Below are 22,997 nucleotides of genomic sequence, written 5' to 3' on the forward strand. Positions count from 1 at the left end.
AAGAACCTCAGGAGGCTTTGGCCCGGTACGGCTCGGCCATGGCTACAAGGACCTTGCGCGGGCCGCGGTAGGGCGCGCGCCCGTGGGCGACCAGCATGTTGTCCGCGAGGAGCACGTCCCCCTCTCGCCAGGCGAACTCCACGGCGAGCTGCCTGTACACCTCGCGGATCTCGTCGAGCGCGGCGCCCTCGATGGGCGATCCGTCTCCGTACATGGCGTTGCGGGGCAGGTCTTCCTCGGCGAAGATCGAGAGGAGCGCCTCCCGCGCGGCCGGGTCCAGGTTGGAGACGTGGAACAGGTGAGCCTGGTTGAACCACACCTGCTCTCCGGTGCGCGGGTGGGTGGCCACGGCCTGGCACACCTGGCGTGTGCGCAGCTCGCCGTCGGCCTTCCACACGCACTCGATGCCTGCCGCCTTGCAGAAGCGCTCGACCTCGGCCCGGTCGTCCGTGCCAAAGACCTTCTGCCACGGCAGGTCCAGGCCGTTGCCGTAGTTGCGGACGTACATCACCTTCTTCGCCGCGAACCGCTCCCGTATCCGGGCCGGGATGCGACGGAAGACCTCGCGGCTGTCCGCGATAGGCGTGCTCCCCCCCTCGGGCGCGGCCTGCGCGCAGTGAAACCAGATCTTGAGCGGCCAATCGAGCGTGTACGACTGCTCGTTGTGAAGGGGGATGTGCTGGTGAGCGGGGTACTCCGTCGACGTGTAGATCCGGTCCTGCACGTGGGAGCGCGGCGTCGACCCGAACGTGTAATCGAGGAGCTCCGGCGTCACGAGCCGGACGAAGGCGTGGAAGTCGGCGAGCGACTGGACCGGGAAGCCGCGGAACAGCACCGCTCCGTGCCGGATCAGCTCTTCTTCCGCGCACGCCCGGATGGACGCGGCGAGCGCGGGCACGCTCGCCGCGTCGCCGCGGCCGAGCGGGCTCACGACGAGCGGCAGCGCGTGGCCCGGGAAGAACGATCGCGACAGGCCTGCCGCCTCGCCCCGCGCCGCGCCCTCGGGCGCCTCGCCCTGTGACAGAGCGCTCGAGGCGGTCACGACGGCCGGCCCTCCTCCATCTGCTTGCGCAGGCTGAGCGGCCGCATGTCGGTCCAGACCTCCTTGATATAATCAAGGCACTCGGCCTTCGTGCCCGTCTTGCCCGCGTCGCGCCACCCGAGGGGGTTTTCGCGGTACTCGGGCCATATCGAGTACTGCTCCTCGTGGTTCACGACGACTTTGTAAATGGTGTTGTCTTCGCGTTCATCGTTGGCCATGGACTCCTCCGTTTCGAGATGCGGTGATGACGTCAGCGGCGCTCGGGAACGAGCGTGATCGTGTGTTCGGCCGGCCCCGCCAGGAGCGGCAGCGGGCGCCCGTCGACCCAGGCGCGCTGCTGATCGCGGTAGTGGGGCGACCGCGGGTCTCCCGACTGGCCGGCCGGCATGTGCAGGATGCCGTCCTGCTCGTGGCCCGGCGAGACGACGAGCCGCTCGCTCGCGGCGACCGCGTGGACCGCCAGGCGCACGCAGAAGCCGCACCCCGCGAGCGGCTCGTCGGGCATGTTGAGGAGCGCGGCGAGCTCCGGGCTCGCGCCGAGCGGGTGCGCGATCCGCACCCGGCTCACCGCGCCCCACTCGAGCTGGTCGAGGGGCCGCCCGCCGTTCTCCTGCTTCACGGCGGTCGTGGCCTTCTCCAGCGCCGCGAGGACGAACGCGTCCCATCCGCCCGCCGGCGCCGGCACCAGATCGGCGGAGCGCGCGTGCGTGTCGAGGACGCGCTGGAGGGGCGTGTCGATGTCGGGCAGCGCGAGCTCGAGGTCCGGCTCCGCGGCGCGGTTCGGGCCGAGCCACGCGGCGAACACGTCGTCGGCCAGGACGCGCCGGAACCGCACGAGGAGCGGCAGCCCGACGCTGGACACGTCCGCCCGGCCGTCCCACGCGGCCACCGCGCGCCGCGCCTCGGCGAGCGCCGGCCGCTTCGACACGGCCTCTTCGGTGAGCGCGCGCAGCGCGAGGTCGCGGTAGAAGCCGAAGAACTCGGCCCGCGTATCGAGCTGCAGCTGGAACATGTCCGCCTCGGCGACCTGGCGCGCCTCGCGAAGGCGCTCGGTGATGCGGTAGGCGCGGTAGCCGTTCACGTAGTCGTGGCCGAGCACCGGCGCGCCCTCGCCGAGCGGCATGCGGTGGTTGGCGTTGACGATGAACCCCGACGGCGGATCGACGACGCGCGGCAACGTCGCGGGGGCCAGGTAGCCGTCCCAGCCGGCGCGCCCGTCGGCCCAGGAGACGCTGACCGAGCCGTCGAACCCGCGGCGCCGGGGCATGCGCCCCGTCACCGTCCACGCCACGCGGCCGGCTCGATCGGCCAAGAGGACGTTGCACCCGGGCCCGCCGGCGGCGCTCATCACGGCGACGGCATCGTCGACGCTCCGGACCCGATCCATCTCGAGGAGCCCGATGTCGACCCCCTCGGGATCGAGCGCCGTCCAGCGGATCGCGACAGGCGCTCCGAGGAGCGGCCGCGCCGCGACGGGCCCCCAGATCGTGCTGCGGACGGTGACGGTCGCGTCGGGCTCGCCGCGGACCTTGATCGTCTCCTGCGCGACGTCGAACCGCTTCCACCCGTCCGGCGTCCGGTACTCGCCCGGGCGCTCGGGGAGGGTCTCGATCCGGACGAGGTCCATCACGTCACCGAGGAGGCTTGTCAGCCCCCAGGCGACATGGCGGTTCGTCCCCACGATGACCACGGGCACGCCGGGCAGCACAACGCCCGCGACCTCGCGCTCGCCGTAGCGGAGCTCGGCGCGATACCAGATGTTGGGCACGCCGAGCTGGAGGTGCATGTCGTTGGCGAGGATGGCGCGGCCGTCCCGCGTCCTCTTGCCGGCCACCGCCCAGCCGTTCGACCCGATCGGCGCCTCGCCGGCGTCCTCGCTGAGCACGCGTCGGCTCGGCGGGCCCGGCGGGCGCTCCTTCCGCTCCTTCCGGCCCTGCGCCACCAGCGTTCGCAGCGCCTCGGCCGGCAGCGGCGGAGGCGCGATGTCTTGCGCGCCGAGCAGCGACCTCGTGTACGGGTCGACGCTCTCGAGCAGGAAGGGCATCACGCCCTTCGGGAGGCTCTGTGTCAGGACCGTTTGCGTCCGCTCGATGTCCTCGCTCTCGCTGAGGGCGTTGAACATCCCCAGCACGACGAGGACGCTGTCCTCGGGGCGCCACGGCTCGGGCCGATAGCCCAGCTTCTGGAACTCGACGGGCAGCGCCTCCGGGCTCCGGAGGTACGCGTTGACGCCCTCGGCGTACGCGTCGAGCGCGGCGCGCTGGCTCTCCGGCAGGCGCGCGAGGATCGCCGTCGCGGCCTGCGGGACGCCGAACTGGCGCTGCCGGATATCGGCCTCCAGCAGGCCGCGCCCGAGGATCTCCGCGAGGCGCCCTCCGCTGCTCCGGCGGAGCAGGTCCATCTGGAACATCCTGTCGCGCGCCGTGATCAGGCCGAGGGCGCGGAGCGCGTCCTGCCGCGAGGCGGCGCGGATCGTGGGGATCCCCAGCCGATCGGACGTGACGGTGACGGTGGCCTCCAGGCCGGACAGCGTCGTCGCGTTGCCGGCGCGCTGCGCCGGGGCTCGGGTCACGCCCGGGGCTCTCTCCGCGCAGCCGGCGGCCGCCAGCGAGACGAGCGCCGAGGCGAGGAGTGATCGAATGTCACGCTTCATGCTTCATGCTCCGTTGCTCTGATGGCCTCATGGCCGCTGGCGCTGGGCTCAAGCGCGGCCTGCCGCTCGACGGGGAGGCGGTGGAACTGCGCCGAGCGGGCCCGACCGCTTTCGTCGACGCGGGGGCTCGCGGCGTGCTCTCTCGGCGCCGATCGCGGCTCGGCGGCTGTCGCGGGCAGCTCCGACAGGCGGCCGAAGTCGAGCCGCAGGCAGCGATCCGCGAGCGCGAAGTACTGGTCGTCGTGCGTGATGACGAGGGCGGTCTTGCCCCTCGCCCGGAGCTCGGGGAGCAGCTCCGTGTAGAAGAACTTCCGGAACTGGGGATCCTGGTCGGACGCCCACTCGTCGAACACGTAGAACGGCCGGTCCTCGAGGTAGGCGGTGATGAGGGCGAGGCGCTTGCGCTGCCCCTGCGACAGCCCGGTCACGCGGAGGGCGCCCTGCTCGACGCGCACCCTGTGATCGAGCTGCAGCCGCTCGAGGTAGCGCCGGGCGCGCTCGTCGAGGTCGGGGCCGTTCAGGCCGAGCAGGTGCTCGAAGAGGTGGAAGTCCGCGAAGACGACCGAGAAGAGCTGCCGATACCGATCGCGGCTCGCGTCGTCGACGGCCGCGCCGTCGAGCCGGATCTCGCCGGACTCCGGCGCATAGAGCCCGAGCAGCAGGAGGGACAGCGTCGTCTTGCCGCTGCCGTTGCCGCCGACGAGGTACACGATCTCGCCGGGCCGGAACGCCAGATCGATGGGCCCGAGCTGGAAGCTGCCTTCTTCCTTCTCCCGGTAATAACGGTGCGTGACGCCGGCCAGCTCGATTGACTCCCACGTCGCGCGCGCGCCCTCCGCGCCGCCTCCGCGCGGCGGCGCCGCGGCCTCGGGCGTCAGCGCGAGTCCGAGCTGGCTCGCCTTGTCGAGCGCGATGCTGGCGCGCCCGACGGACGGCAGGAGCTCGACGATCTGCGCGAACGGCGTCATCAGGAAGAGCATCGCCAGCACCACGCCGGAGCGCGCCGGCGTCGTCAGGCCTGCCCAGACGGGGAGGGCGAACAGGGCGATCCCGAGGACGGCGTAGAAGAGCAGCGTGCCCCAGCCCATCGCGACGGCGTACTCGGTCGTGCCCGCGACGAACGCCCGCTCGTACGTCGTGACGCTGCCGCCGAGGACATCGGACAGGAACGCCCTCCCGCGCCCGCGGTGCATCTTGAGCTCCTTGATCCCGCCCGTCAGCCCGCGGAAGTGCTGGAACAGGGCGTCGCTCGTCTCGCGGGCGAGCGTGAACGCGCGCATCGCGCGCCGCTGGTGCGTCCGGAAGAGCAGGGCGCCGAGCGCCATCGCGCCGAGCACGATCGCCAGCGCCGACCACGCGATCCGCCCGATATAGGCCAGGCAACCGAGGACGGTGGCCAGGTTGACGCACAGGAGGGGCAGGTGGATGTACGCCTGCGAGATCACGGCCGGATCGTCGTTGAGCGTCGCGAGCAGCCTGTGGGGGCCGACCTGCTCGATGTGGCGCAGCGGCGCTTCGAGGATGCGCTGGCTGAGCTGCACGCGGAGCTCGGCGATCAATGCCTGTCCCAGCCGGGTCAGGAGCACCTGGGAGACGGCCCTGCTCAGCACGCCGGCGACGGCGAGCCCTGCGAAGGCCCAGGCGAGCTGCGCAGCGGGGCGGTCGTCCGCGGAGAGCGCCTCGTGGACGAGCGCGATGACGCCGGCGGCCGCGAGGCCGCTGATCACGCCGGCGGCGATGGCGAGCAGGAGGGACCGGCGGGACCGGCGCACGAGGAAGCCGAGCACGCTCACTTTCGTCCCTTCGCCTTCGAGCCGCCCGGCTCGCCGCCCGGGAGCGCCGGCGCCTTGGGGCCTCCGGCGCCGGGGAGCCGGCGCGCGGTCCGGGGCAGCGCGACCAGGGCCGGCTCGGGGCTCGCGGGCGCTTGCCCTCGGGCCTGCTGGACGCGCTCCACGAGCGCGGCCACGGTGGGCCGCTCGAGGAACTCGCGGAGCGACAGCTCCACCTGGAACGTCTCGCGGACGCGGTTGAGGATCTGCAGGGCGAGGAGCGACTCGCCGCCGAGGTCGTAGAAGCCCTTTCCGGGGTCGACGTGCTCGATGCCGAACGCCCGCGCCCAGATGGCCGTCACCTGCGCCGTCACCGCGTCGGGCGACGGGTGCTCGGCAGCGCCGGCGGCCACCTCCTCGGCCGCGGAGGTCCCGACCGAGGTTGAGGTCGAACCGACCGAGGTTGAGGTCGAACCGACCGAGGTTGAGGTCGAGCCGACCGAGGTTGAGGTCCCGACCGGGGTTGAGGTCCCGACCGCGGTTGAGGTCCCGACCGAGGTTGAGGTCGCCCCCCTCGCTCCGGGGCGCTCCAGCCAGTACCGCTTTCGCTCGAACGGGGTCGCCGGCAGCGCGACGCGCCGCCGGTGCCGCCCCGCCTGCAGACCTGCCCAGTCCACCGCAGCGCCGGCCGCCCAGACCTGCCCGGCCGCGTCGAGCAGCGCCGCGCCCGCCGCGCCCTGATTCGCAGGCTCCCGCCCCATGGGCATCGACGCGAGCGCCAGCGCCTCCCCCGCGAGCTGCCGGCTCAGCGCCGTGAGCGTCTGCCCCGGCCCGACCTCCAGGAAGATCCGCTCCGCCTTCTCCCGCAGCGTCCGCACGCCATCGGCGAACCGGACCGTGCTGCGGAGGTGCCGGACCCAGTACTCGCGGTCCTGCGCCTCGGCCGCCGTGATCCACGTCCCGGTGACGTTCGAGACCCACGGGATGCGCGGCGTCCGCAGCGTGACCCTGCCCACCGCCTCGCGGAACGCCGCGAGGGCGCCGTCCATCAGGTGCGAGTGGAAGGCCCGCGCCGTGCGCAGCCGGCGCGCCTCGATCCCCCGGCCCGCGAGCTCCTGCTCGACCCGCTGGATCGCCGCCGCCCTTCCGGACAGCACGCACTGCCGCGGCCCGTTGACGGCGGCCAGCGCCACCTCGTCGCCGATCCAGCCCGCGATCTCCGCCTCGGCCGCGGACACAGCGAGCATCGCGCCGTCCGGCGTCGCCTCCATCAGCCGCCCCCGCGCCGCCACCAGCGCCACGGCGTCCTCGAGCGACAGGCACCCCGCGAGGCAGGCGGCCACGTACTCGCCCACGCTGTGCCCGAGCATCGCGTCGGGCGTCACGCCCCACGCCATCCACAGCCGGGCGAGCGCGTACTCCACGACGAACAGCGCCGGCTGCGTCATCGACGTCCGATCGAGGCGCCGCGCGGCCTCCTCGACGTCCGCGGGCGCCGGGAACAGCAGCGTCCGGAGGTCCGTCCCCAGGTGGCGCTGCAGCAGCGAAGCGCAGGCGTCGACCTCGGCCCGGAACACGGGCTCGGTCTCGTAGAGATCGCGGCCCATCTCGGGGCGCTGGGTGCCCTGCCCGGGGAACAGGAACGCGACCGCCCGCGGTCCGGCCGCGGGCCCGCCCGTGCGCACCGCGTCGCTGCGATCGCGCAGCGCGCGCGCAGCCTCCTCGCGCGAGCGGCACACCACCGCGCGGCGGTACCCGAACGCCCGGCGCCCGAGCTGCTGCGTGAACGCCACGTCGCCGAGCTCGAGATCGGCGTGGGTCTCCAGGTGCTCCGCGAGCGCGTCGGTCAGGCGCTCGAGCGACGCGCTCGACCGGGCCGACAGCACGAGCAGCTCGCACGGCCGGGGCGGGTCCGCCTCCGGCGGGGGCGGCGCCTCCTCGAGCACGACGTGCGCGTTCGTGCCGCCGATGCCGAAGGAGCTCACGCCGGCGCGGCGCGGGGCGCCTGGGGTCGACCACGCCGTGAGCTCGGCGGCCACGCGGAAGGGGCTGTTCTCCAGGTCGAGCGCCGGGTTCGGCGCGCGGAAGTGCAGGCTCGGCGGGATGCGCCCGCGGGCCACGGCGAGCGCCGCCTTGATCAGCCCGGTGACCCCCGCGGCCGCGTCCAGGTGCCCGACGTTGGTCTTCACCGAGCCGATCGCGCAGAAGCCCTTCCGGTCGGTCGTCGCGCGGAAGACCTGGGTCAGCGCGGCGATCTCGATCGGATCGCCGAGCGGCGTCCCGGTGCCGTGCGCCTCCACGTACGTGATGGAGCCCGCGTCCACGCCCGCGGCCGCGTGCGCCGCGCGGATCGCGCGCGCCTGCCCGTCGATGCGCGGCGCGGTGTACCCGACCTTGGCCCGGCCGTCGTTGTTGACGGCCGATCCCTTGATCACCGCGATGATCGCGTCCCGATCCGCGATGGCGTCGTCGAGCCGCTTCAGGAGGACCACGCCGACGCCGCTGCCGCCGACGGTGCCGCGGGCGGCGGCGTCGAACGCGCGGCAGTGCCCGTCGGGCGACGCGATCGCGCCTTCCTGGTAGAGGTACCCGCTCTTCTGCGGGACGCTGACGGAGGCGCCGCCCGCCAGCGCCAGATCGCAGTCGCCGGTGAGCAGCCCCTGGCAGGCCAGGTGCACGGCGACGAGCGACGTGGAGCACGCCGTCTGCACGGCGATGCTCGGCCCTTCCAGGTTCAGCTTGTACGACACGCGGGTCGTGAGGAAGTCCTTGTCGAGCGCGAGGAGCGCCGCGATGTCGGCCGCCGATTGCAGGCGCGGCCCGTCGGGGAAGAGGTGGGGCAGGTACCCGCTCAGGCTCGATCCGGCGTAGACCCCGACCGGGCCGCCCGCGCGCTCGGGGTCGATCCCGGCGCTCTCGAACGCCTCCCACGCGCACTCCAAGAACAGCCGGTGCTGCGGATCCAGCGCCGCGGCCTCGCGCGGCGTGAACCCGAAGAGCTCCGCGTCGAACAGCTCGATGTCGTCGAGCACCGCGCGCGCCCGCACGTACTCGGGCCGCGCGATCAGCGCGGGGTCCACGCCCGCGCCGAGGAGCTCCTCGTCGGTGAGGATCGAGACCGACTCGACGCCCGCGCAGAGGTTTCGCCAGAACGCCGCCACGTCCGGCGCGCCCGGGAAGCGCCCGGCCATGCCGATGATCGCGATGTCCAGACCCGGGCGGGGCTCGCCGCCGATCGGTGTCGTCATTTCTTTGTCTCCAGTCCGCCGCGCCGCCGCGCGAAGATCTCCCCGCGCCGCTGCTGCGCGGCCCTCGCCCGCTCGCCGTCCGGCGCTCCGCCCTGCGGCGCCGCCTCGGCGCCGGGATCCCGGCTCAACGCCGCCGCGAGCGAGGCGATCGTCGGGTGCTGGAACAGCACCAGCAGCCGCAGATCACGGTCCACCGTGTCGCGCAGCCGGCTGTGGACCTTGGCCAGCAAGAGCGAGTGTCCGCCAAGATCGAAGAAGTTGTCGTGAATGCCGACCTGCGGGACCGACAGCACCTCTCGCCAGATCGCCGCGAGCGTGCGCTCCAGCTCGGTGCGCGGCGGCGTCGTGTCCCTGGCGGTCGCGGCGACCAGCGCCTCCGGCGGCGGCAGCGCGCGCCGGTCCACCTTGCCGTTCTGCGAGAGCGGCAATCGCTCCAGCACGAGGATCGGTGTCGGCACCATGTAGCCCGGGAGCGCCTTTGCGGCCCACGCCCGCAGCGCCTCCGGCTCCGGCGCCGTCCCGTCTCGCCCCGTCACGTAGCCGACGAGCCGCCTGTTGCCCGGCGAGTCCTCCCGCGCCACCACCACGGCCTCGCGCACGCCCTCGTGCTGCATCAGCACGCTCTCGATCTCGCCGAGCTCGATCCGGTATCCGCGGATCTTCACCTGGTGATCGAGCCGGCCCAGGTACTCCAGGGTCCCGTCCCCTCGCCACCGGCACGCGTCGCCTGTCCGGTACAGCCGCGCTCCCGCCTCCGCGCGGAACGGGTCTGGCACGAACCGCTCCGCCGTCAGCGCAGGGCGGTTCAGGTATCCGCGCGCCACCCCTGCTCCTCCGATGTACAGCTCGCCGGAGACGCCCACGGGCACGGGCACGAGCTTCCGGTCGAGCACGTAAAGCTGCGTGTTGGCGATGGGCCGGCCGATCGGCACCGAGGCCGCGTCTCCCTCGCCGCGCCCCGCCTCATGCATGCAGCAGCCGACCACCGTCTCTGTCGGCCCGTACTCGTTGATCAGCCGCGTCTCAGGCGCGTTCTGCTGCCAGAACTGCAGCGTCGACCCGCTCAGCGCCTCTCCTCCGATCACGAACGCCCGTGTGCGCTGCGCCGCTTCTTCCGGCCTGACGAGGTGGTTGAGCACCGCCAGGTGCGCGGGCGTCAGCTTCACCAGGCTCAGGCCCTGTTGCTCGCAGAGCGCCCGGGCCAGCCCCTCGCCTTCCACCTCGCCTGCCAGGATCACCCGGCCGCCCGCGAGCAGCGGCGCGTAGAGCCCCGTGATCGTCAGATCGAACCCGATCGACGAGTGCACGAGCGCGCCTTGCCCCTCCGACACCCGGTACGCCTCCACGCACCAGCTCAGGTAATTGACAAGGCCCCTGTGCGGGATCATCACCCCCTTCGGTTTTCCCGTCGAACCCGAGGTGTAGATCACGTACGCCAGGCACTCCGGCGTCCCCCGTCGCTCTGGATTGCCGCCCGGCGCTCGCTCGATGCTCTCTCGCTGCGTGTCCAGGCACAGCGTCCTGGCCCCGCGCCCCTCCAGCCTCGCCGCGAGGTGCTGTTGCGTGAGCAGCACCGGCGCGCCGGTGTCCTCCAAAATGAACTGGAGTCGATCGTCAGGGTAACTCGGGTCGAGCGGCACGTACGCGCCTCCCGCCTTGAGCACGCCCAGCATGCCCACCACCATGTCGATCGACCGCTCCACGCAGAGTCCCACCGGCACCTCGGGCCCCACGCCGAGCGACCGGAGGTGATGCGCGAGCTGGTTCGCTCGCCGGTTCAGCTCGCGGTAGGTCAGCGTTTCTGCGCCGGACACCACCGCCGCCGCCTCCGGCGTCCTCTCGACCTGCGCCTCGATCAGCTCATGGACGCAGCGATCCAGCGGCGCCTCGGCGTCCGTGGCGTTCCACCCGATCACGAGCTGCTCCCGCTCGGCCGCGTCCATCACCTGGAGATCGGCCAGGCGCACCTCCGGCCCGCCGGCGAGCCCGTCGAGGATCGCGAGCAGGTGCCGCGCCATCCGCGCGGCGGTGGCGCGATCGAAGAGATCGGTATTGTACTCCCACGCTCCCCGCGCACCCCCCTGCGCGTCCAGGGTGAGGCCGAGCGTCAGATCGAACTGGGCCGTGCCGGTGTCCACCCGCTGCACGCCGATCGAGAGGCCCGGGATCTCCGGCGCCTGCTCCGGCGCGGGATCCATGGCGATCATCACGTTGAACAGCGGCGTGTGGCTGAGGTTCCGCTCGAGGGAGAGCGCCTCGAGGACGCGCTCGAACGGCACCTCCTGGTGCGCCTGCCCCTCGAGGACCGCCGCGCGGACGCGGGCGAGAAGCTCGGTCACGCTCGGATTGCCCGAGAGGTCGACCCGCAGCGCCAGCGTGTTGAGCAGGCACCCGACGACGCCCTCCAGCGCCGCCCGCGGCCGCGCCGCGACCGGCGTCCCGATGCACACGTCGCTCTGGCCCGTGTACCTGTGCAGCAGCGAGAAGAGCCCCGCCGCCACGATCGTGAACAGCGTCGCGCCCGTCCGCCGCCCGAGCGCGCTCAGCCGCGCCACGAGCTCCGGTGAGAGCGCGAGCTCCTCGCGCGCCCCTGCGTAGGTCTGGACTGGAGGCCTCGGTCGATCGGTGGGGAGCTCCAGGGGAGGCACAGGCCCCTTCAGCCGATCGCGCCAGTACGAGAGCTCCTGTTCGCGCGCCGCCGCCCGTTCGTTCCGGCGCTGCCACAGCGCGTGATCCGCCTGCTGCAGCGCGAGCGGCGCGAGCGCCGGGGACCGCCCCGCGGCGAAGGCGCCATAGAGCAGCGAGAGCTCCCGCAGGAGCACGTTCATCGACCAGCCGTCCGCGATGAGGTGATGGCAAGTCACGGAGAGCACGTGCTCTCGCTCGCCCGTGCGGAGGAGCGCCCAGCGCACGGGCGGCGCCTCGGCGAGGTCGAACGCGCGCCGCGCCTCCTCGCGCAGGCGCGCTTGCAGCGCGGACTCCCGCGCTTCGTCTGCAAGAGCGCTCATGTCCTCCAGCGGCAGCGCGACCGGCGCGGGCGGCGCGATCCTCTGGATGGGCCTCCCTTCGACGGAGGGAAAGCTCGTGCGAAGGGCCTCATGGCGCGCCGCGAGCTCCGTCACCGCCTTCTCGAGCGCCCCCGCGTCGAGGCCCCCGGCGAGCCGCACGGCCGCCGCGATGTGATAGACCGGCGCCCCCGCGACCAGCTGCTCCAGGAACCAGAGGCGCTCCTGCACGAGGGACAGCGGCAGCCGCTCCGGCCGCTCCACCGGCGCGAGCGCCGCGCTCCCGCCCGCCGCGCCGCCCGCGGGCGCGCCGGCCTGCCTCGCCTCGATCCACGCCGCGAGCGCCGCGACGGTCGCCGACTCGAAGAGCTGCGCCGGTCCCACGTCGATGCCGAGCGCCTCGCTCACCCGGCCGCTCACCTGCATGGCCCGCAGCGAATCGCCGCCCAGGCTCAGGAACTCCTCGCTCCGGCCGACCCGCGCGCGCCCCAGCACCTCGGCCCAGATGCCAGCCAGCGTGCTCTCCAGCGCCGTTTGCGGCGGCTCCGCGCTCTCGGCCTCGACGCGAGCGTCGAGCGCCGACTGCCACACCACATCCAGCGATCCCTCCAGGAACCGGCCGCGGCACGCCCTCCGCTGCACCTTGCCGCTCGTGGTCCGCGGCAGGCTCCCCGGCTTGATGAGCACCACCGCGTGGACCGCGACCTCGTGCCGATCGGCCACGGCGCGCTCGATCGCCGCCCCGAGCTCCGCCGGCTCCGCCGGCCCCGACGCGGGCGCGCGCCGTCCGAGCTCCTGGACGATGACGACGCGCTCCTCGCCGTCGACGTCCACCGAGAACGCCGCGCCGCCGCCGGCGCGGAGGCCCGGGTGGCTCTCCTCCGCGGTGAGCTCGATGTCCTGCGGATAGAGGTTGCGCCCGCGGACGATGATCAGGTCCTTGAGCCGGCCCGTCACGTACAGCTCGCCGCGCGAGAAGAACCCGAGATCGCCTGTCCGCAGGAACGGCCCTCCTCCCGTCGACAGCCGTGCCTCGAACGTCAGCGCCGTCTCCTCCGGCCGCTCCCAGTAGCCCTGGGCCACGCTCGCTCCTGCGACCCAGATCTCCCCGACGCGCTCGTCCTTGCAGGGCCTGAGCGTCTCTGGATCGACGATCCGCACCTCGTCGCCCGCGGGTGATCCCCCGCAGCCCACGAGGGACACACCGTCCTCTGGCCTGCGCGGCTCGAACGCCGCGTATCCCTGCGCCAGACCCGCGCGGTCGACGGAGCGCACGACGGGCGGCGCATCGGCCGCTCCGCCGGTCACGAGCAGCGTCGCCTCGGCCAGCCCGTAGCAGGGATAGAACGCGCCGCGCCGGAACCCTGCAGGCGCGAACGCCTCGGCGAAGCGGTCGAGCGTCGCTGCCCGGATCGGCTCGGCCCCGTTGAAGGCCACCTTCCATGAGCCGAGATCGAGCCCTTCCCGCTGCTCCGGGGGGATCTTGCGGATGCACAGCTCGTAGGCGAAGTTCGGCCCCCCGCTCGTCGTGGCCCGGTAGCGCGAGATCGCCTCCAGCCAGCGCCGCGGCCTCATCAGGAAGTGCTCGGGCGCGAGCTGGATGCACGGCACGCCCACGTAGAGCGGCTGCAGGATGTTGCCGATGAGCCCCATGTCGTGGTGCGGCGGCAGCCACCCGACGATCACGCTCTCCTCGGTGTGCGCGAACGCGCGCTGGATCATGAGCTCGTTGCGCAGCAGGTTGCCGTGCGTGAGCACCACGCCCTTGGGCGTGCCGGTCGAGCCCGACGTGTACTGGAGGAACGCCACGGTCTCGGCGGTCACGCGCGGCGCTCGCCACGCGTCTTCCTGGCCGTCCCGGATCGTGTCGACGGCCATGCAGCGCAGGTGGCTCAGCTCGGCGAAGCTCGGGTCGTCGCGGAGCATCGTCACCGCGCCAAGGAACGCCTCGGTGGTGAGCACGACGCTCGGCCGGCAGTCGCGCACGATGGCCAGCACGCGCATCAGCCCGCTCTTGCGCTGCGGCAGCGGCACGGGCACCGCGACGAGCCCCGCGTAGAGGCAGCCGAAGAAGGCGGCGATGAAGTCGAGCCCCGGCGGCACCAGCAGGAGCGCGCGGTCACCCGCCCGCGTGCCGGCCTGGAGCTCGGCGGCGAGCGCGCGCGCCCGCCGATCGAGCTCGCCGTACGTCATCGCGCGGGCGTCCGCCTCCCCGTCGACAAGGAAGGTGGTTGCGTGCCCTGACGGGCGCTGCTCCGCGCGGCGCTGGAGGAGCGCGACAAGCGTCGCAGGCTCGTTCGCGCCGCCGCCGCGATCGCTGATCGCACGCCCAGGGGATCGGTTCGACTCCATCGCCACCTCAGCTCCAGACCGAAAAAGAAAGCCCGGTGAAAAGCAGTCGCGTTCACCAGGCCCTGGGCTTCGAGCCTGCTGACGCAGAGCGTCGCGAGCTCGAAATGCCTGACAGCTCCCTCAGCGACCGCGACACGCGCCTTTCGACGTGCTGATGAAAATGAAAATGATGATCAAGTTCTTGGAGGCGGTTGTATGGAATACCGATCCGATCGGTGTCAAGGCAAAAACCGACAAAGGCCTGCGAGGATGCGCGACGAGGGCGAGCGGAGCGGCGGAAGGGGTCCGGTTCCGGGTGCGCCGAGGAAGGCCTGGCGGGGGGTGACCGAACGGGGAGCGGCCCGGTCAGCCGGGTGCTCCGGGTTCACCTCGGAGGGACCAGGTCACGGCCCGGAGGCGTACGGAGAATCCATCATAGGCGGAATCTTGGATTCTGGACGACACGATCACGTCAACGAATGAAATTGAATTCTGTTTTCATCTTGGGTACCGAAAAGTTCGGACATGTTCGTCAGTTCGGTTCCCCAACCGCCGCGTCCCGAGCCGCGGGCCAGGTTCAAGGTGGACGCGGTGGCGCGAGGTGCTCTCGCGCTTCGAGGCCCGCTGGCAGGCGTGTTGACCTTCCTGCTGCTCGGCCTGCAGGCACCGGCGCACGCTCAGGAGGGAGGCACGCCCGGGCGCGCGGGGGGGGACCGAGAGCCGCGCGTGGATGCGCCTGCCACCGGCTCGCCCGACCTGGAGCGCTCACCGCCCGGCGCTGAAGGCCCCCGGATCGAGCCGCCGCGGCTGCTCGAGCTCGCCGAGGCCGAGTACCCGAAGGAGGCCCGAGCGGCACGACGGGAGGGCAAGGTCGTGCTGAAGCTCCTGATCGACGCGACGGGGCGCGTGACCGAGGCGGAGATCACGGGTCCAATCAGCGATGGCTTCGACGACGCCGCCCGCGCCGCGGCGCTCCGGTCCCGCTTCACGCCGGCGCGCCGGGGCGGCACGCCGATCGCGGTACGGATCCTCTACAGCTACGAGTTCCGGCTCCCCGAGGAGCCCCCGGCCGAGCCCGCCTCCCCGGCGACAGGGGGAAGCGCGGTCGCGACAACGGGCACGGCGGCGACCACGCTCCCGCCGGCCACAGGGCCCGACCCGGCCAACAACAACGCAGCTCCTCCGCCGGCCACAGGGCCCGACCCGGCCAACAACAACGCAGCTCCTCCGCCGGCCACAGGGCCCGACCCGGCCAACACCGCAGCGCCCGCCGAGGTGACCGTGCGCGGCGCCGCGATGGCCGAGCGCCTCCGACAATCCGCGCAGGCGATCACCGTCATCGAGACCGAGCAGGCGCAGCGGAGGACCGCCGATCTGGGCGAGGTGCTCGCCCGTACCCAGGGCGTCGGCGTGCGGCGGAGCGCGGGGCTCGGGTCGTGGGCGCGTTTCTCGCTGAACGGCCTCACGGACGAACAGATCCGCTTCTTCATCGACGGCGTGCCGCTCGATCTCGCGGGCTACCCGTTCGGCGTCTCGAACGTGCCTGTGAACCTCGTCGAGCGCGTCGAGATCTACCGCGGCGTGGTGCCGGTGCGCTTCGGCGCCGACGCGCTGGGCGGAGCCGTCAACCTGGTGACCGATCGGGACGTCCGCGGCACCCACGGCGCGGCGTCCTACGAGGTCGGCTCTTACGACACCCACCGGCTCTCCCTCACGGCGAGGCACCTGCACGAGCCGAGCGGCTTCTTCACCCGCGTGAACGGCTTCTTCGATTACGCGAAGAACGACTATCCGGTCGACGTCGTGCTCGCGAACGAGACGACCGGGCGAGAGGACTCCGAGCCCACCCGTGTTCGCCGCTTCCACGACGCCTACAGGGCGGCGGGCGGGAGCGCCGAGCTCGGCTTCGTGAATCGGCCCTGGGCGCGGCGGCTGCTCCTGCGCGCCTTCGTCACCGACTACGACAAGGAGCATCAGCACAAGTTCGGCGTCATGAAGACGCCTTATGGCGAGGTCACGAACGGCGAGACCGTGCCGGGCGCGACGCTCCAGTACGAGCACGGGATCGGCCGAGGCGTCGCCCTCGAAGCGCTCCTCGGGTACACGTACGGGCGCGCCACCTTCCTCGATGTCAGCGAGTGCGTCTACGCCTGGTCCGGCCGCTGCATCAGCAAGCGCACCGTCCCAGGCGAGGACGGGCCGCGCCCCCGGGACCGGGTGTTCCGGGAGCACAGCGGCCTCGGCCGCCTGAACCTCCGCTACCGGCCCCACCCGGAGCACGCGCTGCAGCTCTCCGTGTCTCCGACGTTCATCGCGCGCACGGCGGAAGAGCGCAGGTTGGACAACGACGACCGCGAGCAGCTCAGGGGCGGACACAGCCTGTTCACCTGGGTGCACGGCGTCGAGCACCAGCTCAACCTGTTCGACGATCGCCTGGAGAACAGCGCCTTCGTCAAAGACTACGTGCAGCTGCTCCGCATGAAGGGGCGCCTCCCGGGGCTCGACGGGCGCTTCGGCCGGCAAGAGCGCGACACCCATCGCCTCGGCGTCGGGGATGGCCTTCGCTATCGCTTCTCCGAGTGGCTCTACGCCAAGGCGTCGTACGAGTGGGCGACGCGGCTCCCGCGGCCCGTCGAGGTGTTCGGCGACGGGGCGATGATCGTGCCCAACCTCGAGCTCAAGCCCGAGACGAGCCACAATGGAAACCTCGGATTCACGATCGACGCGCGCGACACCGCGTGGGGCGCGTGGCGGCTCGACGCGAACGGCTTTCTCCGCGCGGTCGAGCGGCTCATCGTGCTGAACAACCGCACGGACTCGATCCAGTACATCCACGTCTCGGGGGCCCGGTCGCTGGGCGTCGAGGCCGCCGCGGGCTGGACATCGCCGGGAGAGCACGTCGCCCTCGACGGCAACATCACCTACGACGATTTCCGCAAGACGTCGGACGAGGGGAACTTTGCTCGCTCCGAGGGCGAACGGATGCCGAACCGGCCGTGGCTCTTCGCCAACGGCTCGGCGCGCTTGCAGCTCCAGGAGATCGTCGCGCCGCGCGACGCGATCTCGCTCACCTGGGATACGCGCTACGTGCACCGGTTCTACCTCGGCTTCGAGAACTGGGGGCGGCCCGACTCCAAGGCCAAGGTGCCCTCGCAGCTCCTTCACTCGCTCGCGCTGACCTACGTCGCGCGCGACGAGCCGCGCACGGTGAGCTTCACCATCGAGGCGCACAACCTCACCAACGAACCGGCCTTCGATTTCTACGGTACCCAGCGACCCGGGCGGACGCTGTTCTCCAAGGCGACGCTGGAGATGTGATGACGACGATGTCGAGGCGAGCTCTCTCGCTCGCGCGACAGAAGGAGACTCAGATGCGTGGGATTCAGCGGAAGCAGCGGCCATCGAACCGGACGAGCGCGACGGCCTTCGCGCTCGTGCTCCTGACCGGCGCGCTCGGCGGCGGCTGCGCGGACGACGAGACGTCGAGCCCCGTCGAACAGGGCGGTACCGGTGGTGGCAGCAACGGCGGCGACGCGTTCGTGGTCGCCACGCGCGTCTGGGACGACACCGCGACCAACTCTTACTTCCACGTGGTGTCGTCGCTCGAGGCAGGCACGCCGGTCGACCCGACCCAGGCGCTCGAGATCCCCGGATCGGCCAGGCTGTTTGCGTTCGAGGGGCAGGGTTGGTTCGGCATCGGTGACGGCCAGTCGCCGACGATCTCGCATTACACGCTCGGCAATGGCGACGCGCTCGTCAAGGGAGACGCGATCAGCCTCCAGCCCTTCGGCGTGCAGGACCTCTGGCAAACGAATTACATCATCTCTCCGACGAAGGCGTACCATCCGGATCGCGCTGGCGAGCAGATCGTCGTGTGGAACCCCACGACGATGGAGGTGCAGGGGACGATCCCGCTGCCGGACACCCACCGCGACGGCCACCTGGCGGTGTACGGATATGGCTCGGTCCTCCGCGGCAAGACGCTGCTCTTCTCGGTGGGGTGGTTCGACTGGCAGACGACCGACACCATCGTCCCGGAGACAGGGCTCGTCGTGATCGACACCGAGACCGACACCCTCGTGCGCTTCGACGTCGACGACCGGTGCGCGGGGATCACGCAGTCCGTCGAGACGGCCTCCGGCGACGCTTACTTCGTGAGCTCGGCGCTCGCGGGAGCGTCTTATCACCTCGAGCGGCTGGAGACCGAGCCCTGCGCGCTGCGCGTCCTGAAGGACGCAGACGCCTTCGACCCGGACTTCGCCTTGAGCCTGGGCGAGCTCGTCGGCGGAGCGATCGTGGGGGATCCCATCCCCGCGGGCGGCGACAGCCTCTTCCTCCGGGTGTTCAAGGAGAGTCTCGCCACGATCGACGAGGAGACCAAGACCTTTCAGATCACGAGCCAGCCGGCGTGGCGCTGGTGGCGGTGGGATACAGCGACGAACGAGGCCAAGGAGATCCAGGATCTGGCCCCCTCGCCCGCCAACGTCTCCTTCTTCGAGGTCGATGGCCGGGTCTTCACGATCGACGAGAAGAACGGCTCCACGGAGAGCACGCTGATCGAGCTCACGGCCGAGGGCGGCCCGAAGCTCGGCCTGACGGCGCCGGGGTACCTGCACGGTCTGGCGAAGGTGCGATGAGGACGAGCGGCGCGCGGCGCTCCGCGTGAGGGGACAAGGTGACTCGCGATGGCCAAGAAGCTCTCCCGCCATGCCTTCACGACCTTCTGGGACGTACACGCGTGGGTCGGCGTGATCGGTGGGCTCTTGCTCTACGTGATGTTCCTGTCGGGGGGGATCGCGCTCTTCCGGAGGCAACTCGAGGTGTGGGAGGAGCCGTTGACCCAGCAGCGCTCCTCGATCGAGCAGGTGGGACTCCAGGCCACGCTCGATCAGGGGCTCGCCGCCGCGGGGACGACGCCCGAGCAGCTCTGGCTCTATCCGCCGGAGGGCGGGCTGGGCGTCGCGCGGCTCCTCTACTTCTCGCAGGGTGAGCGGGTCTCGCGGTGGGTAGAGGAGCCGCTCGTGCCCGAGCGCGAGCGGCTGTCCGACTTCCTCTTCGAGCTGCACTACCTCTGGCACAGGGTCACCGGCGTGTGGCTCTTCTATGTGGCCGGCCTCCTGTGTGTCGCGCTCCTGCTCGCGCTCGCGACCGGCGTGCTCATCCACCTGAAGGACATCGTCCGGCAGTTTCATCAGTTCCGGCCGGACAAGACGCGCCGTGTCCTGTGGTCGGACATGCACAAGGTGCTCGGCGTGATGGGCCTGCCGTTCCAGGTCCTCTTCGCTTACACCGGCGCGTTCTTCGTGTTCCTGGGGTTGCTCGTGCCGGTGTTCACGAATCCCGTGCTCGGCGGAGACGCTGGTCGAGCGGACCAGGTGGCCTGGGGAGCGTCCTTTGCGGACGAGCCGGCGCGCGGGGCGCCCGCTCGCGGCCTGACGCTGGACGAGCACCTGACCCGCGCGCGCGCCGCCGCGCCCGGGCTCGTGCCGGAGGTGTTCTCTGTCCGGCACCACGGCCTCGACAGCGGGACCGTCGATATCCGTGGATCGATCGAGGGCGTCCCGTTCTCGCGCAGCATCGTGCGCCTGCGGGCGGTCGACGGCGCGGTCCTCTCGCTCGACGCGCCGGGCGCCGAGGGCGGGCGCAGCGGCGTGATTCGCTGGATCTATGGGCTCCATTTCGCGAATTTCGGCGGCGTCACGCTTCGCGTCCTGTTCTTCGCGCTCGCCCTGGCGACGTGCGCCACGATCCTCACCGGCAACTGGATCTGGCTCGCTCGACGGGAGGCGCGGCAAGAGCGCGTCGGCAACCGCCTCCTCGCGCGGCTCACCGTGGGCTTCGGCGCGGGGACCGTCGTCGCGATCGCGGCGCTGTTCCTCGTGAGCCGGGCATTTCCGCTCGACTGGAGCGGCCGTGTCGTCGCCGAGGAGCTCACGTTCCTCGTGGCGCTCGGGCTCTGCGTCGCCTGGGCGCTCGCCGCGCGGGACGGCGGGCGCCTCTGGTCGCGCCAGCTCGGGCTCGCGGGGCTCTTGCTGCTGCCGGTCCCCGCGCTCGCGGCGCGCTGGTCGGGGGCGGGGCTCTTCGGCGCGGGGCCGAAGCTCGGCGCCGTCGTCGCCGTCGACGTCGCGCTCCTGCTGACGGCCGCGGCGCTCTGCGCCTCGGCGTGGGCGCTTCGCCGGGCGATCTCGCGACCCGAGGCGCGGCTCCTGCCGACGCGGGGCGCGCCGCCGCCCTCGCTGGCTCACGGCGGGGCAGCGCTCGTGGCCAGGCGGCAGACGGCGACCCATGGTTGAGACAGCGTCGGTCCTCTCGGCGTACCTCGCCTTCGCGCTGCTCCACGGGGCGCGGCCGGAGCGCCTGCCGTTCGGCGTCGCGGCGCGGCTGCGCGCGAGGCGCGAATGGCGCGCCTCGGCCCGGGCCCTGGCCGTCGCCTTCTTCTCGCTGTCGGTGTGGCTGTGGAGCCGAGCCGAGGCGGGCGCGGCGGCGCTCCTCGTACCCTTCGCGGCGCTCCTCTGCTCCGCGAGCGCGTTCGTCCTGCTCGCGCCGGTCTGGCCGCGCGCCGTCTGGGGCCTCGCCCTCCTGTGTCCGCTGGCCATCGCCGCGCTCTCGCTCCTCGGAGCGCGCCATGGTTAGTCGCCGCCTCGCCCGGCTCGCCCGGCTCGCCCGGCTCGCCCGCCTCGCCCGGCTCGACGCCGCGCTGCGCGTGCTCGCGGCGCTGGTCGGGACCCTCCCGCTCGCCGTCCTGGCGAGCGTGTGTCTCGCGCGATTCGCGCCGTTCGCCGAGAGCACGCGGGCCGCCCTCGGTTTTTCGCTCGTTGTACCGCTCTGGCTCGCAGCGATGTGCTTCGCCTTCCTGGCCCGCAGCGCGGCCCGCGCGTGGGGGGTCTGCGGGGCGCTCGGCGCCGTGTTGCTGGCCCTGGCCTACGTGGTGCCGCAATGACGGACGCGCGATCCTGGCGACCTCCTGGCGACCGGCGCTGGCCCGGCGCCTTCGGCGCTCCTCGTTGGTTCGACGGTTCCAGGCCGATCCGAGCGCCAACGGCCGAGCCTGGCGGCCCGCCTCCCGCGCCGTCCGTCCCGCCCCCGCGAGATCCGTCGCCACCGGCATCCCCCTGCACGATCTTTTGTGCACGGCGACAACCTCTTTGGTATGTTGCCACTCCCTCGCCGCCGCGCCGAGCGTCGACGAGCCAGCGTTCTTTCTATCGTCATGCATCGAGGTCCGCGCTGCTCCTGCGCTGAGCACGGGGCGGGCGGACCATCCTGGGTACCAGGAGAGGTGGCCGAGTGGCTGAAGGCACACGCTTGCTAAGCGTGCGATCGGGAAACTGATCCGCGGGTTCGAATCCCGCCCTCTCCGCCGCGAGAACGCTCAGCGCTACGCCCGTCGTGCGGCGGCCTGAGCACCGCGAACACGCGAAACACGCGAACACAAACGGACGACCCGCGTCGATGCGGGCCGCGCTCGCTCGTGCCGCTGCGGTGCGCGACACGTCGGCGGTCATCGCGCCGTCGCGGCCTCACACGGGACCGCATGGCCCTCGCGGCCGCGGCGCTCAGGCCGCCCTGGTCCTCAGCACCCGCGACTGAAGGAACTGGTAGATCGTCTTGATCGCGTCGAACGAGCCGACCGCGCTCTCCTTGATCACCTCGTTCACCGTGCGCGAGCCGTTGACAGCGCCGAGCACGAGCTGCTCGATGCGCGTCAGCTTGCCGGAGCCCACGCCGTCGAGCGCGACCTGATCCACGACCACCACCTGGTCGAAGTTGATCGTCCCCTCCATGAGCCGCCACTCGTCGACGCGCCGGAACCCCTCGAGCACCAGCGCGGACACCGGGAGGCCGAGGTGTGCCTGCTCGACCTCGGGGCGGAACGGCTCGCGCGTGAACGAGAAGCGCCCGTACGGCCAGCGCAGCACCTCGTAGATGAGCTCGCTCGACTGCCGCTCCAGCACGGCGATGAGGTCGTCGTTCGTCGCGACGCCGGCCTCCACGAGCACCTGGCCGAGCAGCGCGTGCGGCCGCTTCGCGCGGAGCAGCGCCTCGAGCCGCTCCCGCGTCAGGAGCCCGCGCTCGATGAAGTAGCGCCCCAGCTTGAACTCGTCCGACGAGTTGCGCGCCTGCACCAGATCGATGAGCCCCTGGCGGAGCGAGATCGTGACCGACGCGCGGTTCGTGGTCACCCGAAGCACGCCCGTCTGCCGCTGCATCTGGAGCAGCTGGAGGATCTCGGCGAGCGGGATCGCGGAGACGTCGCCGCTCATCACCTCCTTCGCGTCCGCGGGCGTGTCGTCGAGATCGCGGAGCGTCAGGGTCAGCTTGGAGACCACCTCGGTCGTCATCACGCGGGCGACCGCCTGCATCACCGCGGCCTCGTTGGTCCGCGCCTCGAGCGAGAGGCTCATGATCGCCGGCGTCATCACCGTCGACAGCTGCTGCGCGAACTCCGCGCCGGCGCGCTGGCGCATGCTCCTGGCGAGGAGGCTCGGCCGCACGCTCTCGGCGATCGTGTCCTCGTCGGGCATCTTCGCGCCCTCGGGCACGGGCCGCGCGCGCCCCTCCGCCGCCTTCGAGAGCGCGCCCTCGATCACCGCGACGAGCGCGCGCGCGTCGAACGGCTTGGTGATCGCGTCGACGGCGCCGGTCTGCTGGACGAACTGCCCCCTGAGCTTGTCGCCCTTGGCGCTCATCAGGACCACGGGCACGTTGCGGTGCGACGGGTTCGAGCGGAGCTCCCGGCAGAAGGCGTAGCCGTTCATCCTCGGCATCACGAAATCGAGGAGGACGAGATCGTACTTCGGCCCCTTCTTGACCAGCTCGATCCCCGCGAGCCCGTCGCGCGCCACGGTCGGGTCGAACCCATTGCGAGCGAGGATGGCGCTGACGACCTTCAGGATGGTCGGGCTGTCATCGACAACGAGGACTCGCGCCGGGGAGGCCATGGCGAAG

12 protein-coding genes and 1 tRNA gene are annotated in these 22,997 nt (G+C 72.1%); 6 read left to right on the plus strand and 7 right to left on the minus strand.

All coding sequences use genetic code 11. The features are described from left to right. Positions 1-7: 7 nt before the first annotated feature. From WMF19_RS46595 to WMF19_RS46620, 6 genes are all read right to left on the minus strand, one after another. Positions 8-943 carry a TauD/TfdA family dioxygenase gene (locus WMF19_RS46595; protein ID WP_437901756.1) on the minus strand — a complete coding sequence of 312 codons (936 nt, stop codon included), beginning with the start codon at positions 941-943 and terminating at the stop codon, positions 8-10. 95 nt (positions 944-1,038) lie between these two features. Then, a complete protein-coding gene (locus WMF19_RS46600) occupies positions 1,039-1,260 on the minus strand; it encodes an MbtH family protein (RefSeq protein ID WP_437325953.1) in 222 nt (73 codons plus the stop codon). 32 nt (positions 1,261-1,292) lie between these two features. After that, positions 1,293-3,695 (minus strand): penicillin acylase family protein, encoded by a 2,403-nt coding sequence (locus tag WMF19_RS46605; RefSeq protein ID WP_437896239.1) that lies wholly within the window; start codon positions 3,693-3,695, stop codon positions 1,293-1,295. Further along, positions 3,692-5,482, minus strand: coding sequence for a cyclic peptide export ABC transporter (locus WMF19_RS46610; protein WP_437896240.1), 1,791 nt, complete (start codon positions 5,480-5,482; stop codon positions 3,692-3,694). Before WMF19_RS46610 ends, WMF19_RS46605 begins: the two co-directional genes overlap by 4 nt. Positions 5,483-5,484: 2 nt before the next feature. Continuing rightward, a complete protein-coding gene (locus WMF19_RS46615) occupies positions 5,485-8,712 on the minus strand; it encodes a type I polyketide synthase (protein WP_437896241.1) in 3,228 nt (1,075 codons plus the stop codon). Beyond that, positions 8,709-14,069 (minus strand): amino acid adenylation domain-containing protein, encoded by a 5,361-nt coding sequence (locus tag WMF19_RS46620; protein ID WP_437896242.1) that lies wholly within the window; start codon positions 14,067-14,069, stop codon positions 8,709-8,711. The genes WMF19_RS46615 and WMF19_RS46620 overlap by 4 nt, the downstream gene beginning before the upstream one ends. A 570-nt stretch (positions 14,070-14,639) precedes the next feature. Here WMF19_RS46620 and mxcH point away from each other — a divergent pair. The 6 genes from mxcH to WMF19_RS46650 all read left to right on the plus strand — a co-directional run bounded on the left by mxcH (position 14,640) and on the right by WMF19_RS46650 (position 21,408). Then, positions 14,640-17,366, plus strand: coding sequence for a TonB-dependent siderophore myxochelin receptor MxcH (gene mxcH, locus WMF19_RS46625; protein ID WP_437896243.1), 2,727 nt, complete (start codon positions 14,640-14,642; stop codon positions 17,364-17,366). Between the two features lie 53 nt (positions 17,367-17,419). Beyond that, complete coding sequence (locus WMF19_RS46630; protein ID WP_437896244.1) at positions 17,420-18,685, plus strand: hypothetical protein; 1,266 nt, start codon at positions 17,420-17,422, stop codon at positions 18,683-18,685. Positions 18,686-18,733: 48 nt separating this feature from the next. Further along, positions 18,734-20,341: a PepSY-associated TM helix domain-containing protein gene (locus tag WMF19_RS46635; protein WP_437896245.1), complete on the plus strand. Its 1,608-nt coding sequence runs from the start codon at positions 18,734-18,736 to the stop codon at positions 20,339-20,341. Then, the gene (locus WMF19_RS46640) at positions 20,334-20,681 is read left to right on the plus strand and encodes a hypothetical protein (protein ID WP_272101864.1); all 348 of its coding nucleotides are present in this window, start codon (positions 20,334-20,336) and stop codon (positions 20,679-20,681) included. Before WMF19_RS46635 ends, WMF19_RS46640 begins: the two co-directional genes overlap by 8 nt. Next, positions 20,674-20,988: a hypothetical protein gene (locus WMF19_RS46645; RefSeq protein ID WP_437896246.1), complete on the plus strand. Its 315-nt coding sequence runs from the start codon at positions 20,674-20,676 to the stop codon at positions 20,986-20,988. Before WMF19_RS46640 ends, WMF19_RS46645 begins: the two co-directional genes overlap by 8 nt. A gap of 333 nt (positions 20,989-21,321) precedes the next feature. After that, a tRNA-Ser gene (locus WMF19_RS46650) sits at positions 21,322-21,408 on the plus strand. A 196-nt stretch (positions 21,409-21,604) separates the two neighbouring features. Here WMF19_RS46650 and WMF19_RS46655 read toward each other — a convergent pair. Next, positions 21,605-22,990 (minus strand): DUF4388 domain-containing protein, encoded by a 1,386-nt coding sequence (locus tag WMF19_RS46655; protein ID WP_437896247.1) that lies wholly within the window; start codon positions 22,988-22,990, stop codon positions 21,605-21,607. Positions 22,991-22,997 lie beyond the last annotated feature (7 nt).

The sequence above is a fragment of the Sorangium sp. So ce124 genome (assembly GCF_051525235.1).
GTDB classification, from domain to species: domain Bacteria; phylum Myxococcota_A; class Polyangia; order Polyangiales; family Polyangiaceae; genus Sorangium; species Sorangium atrum.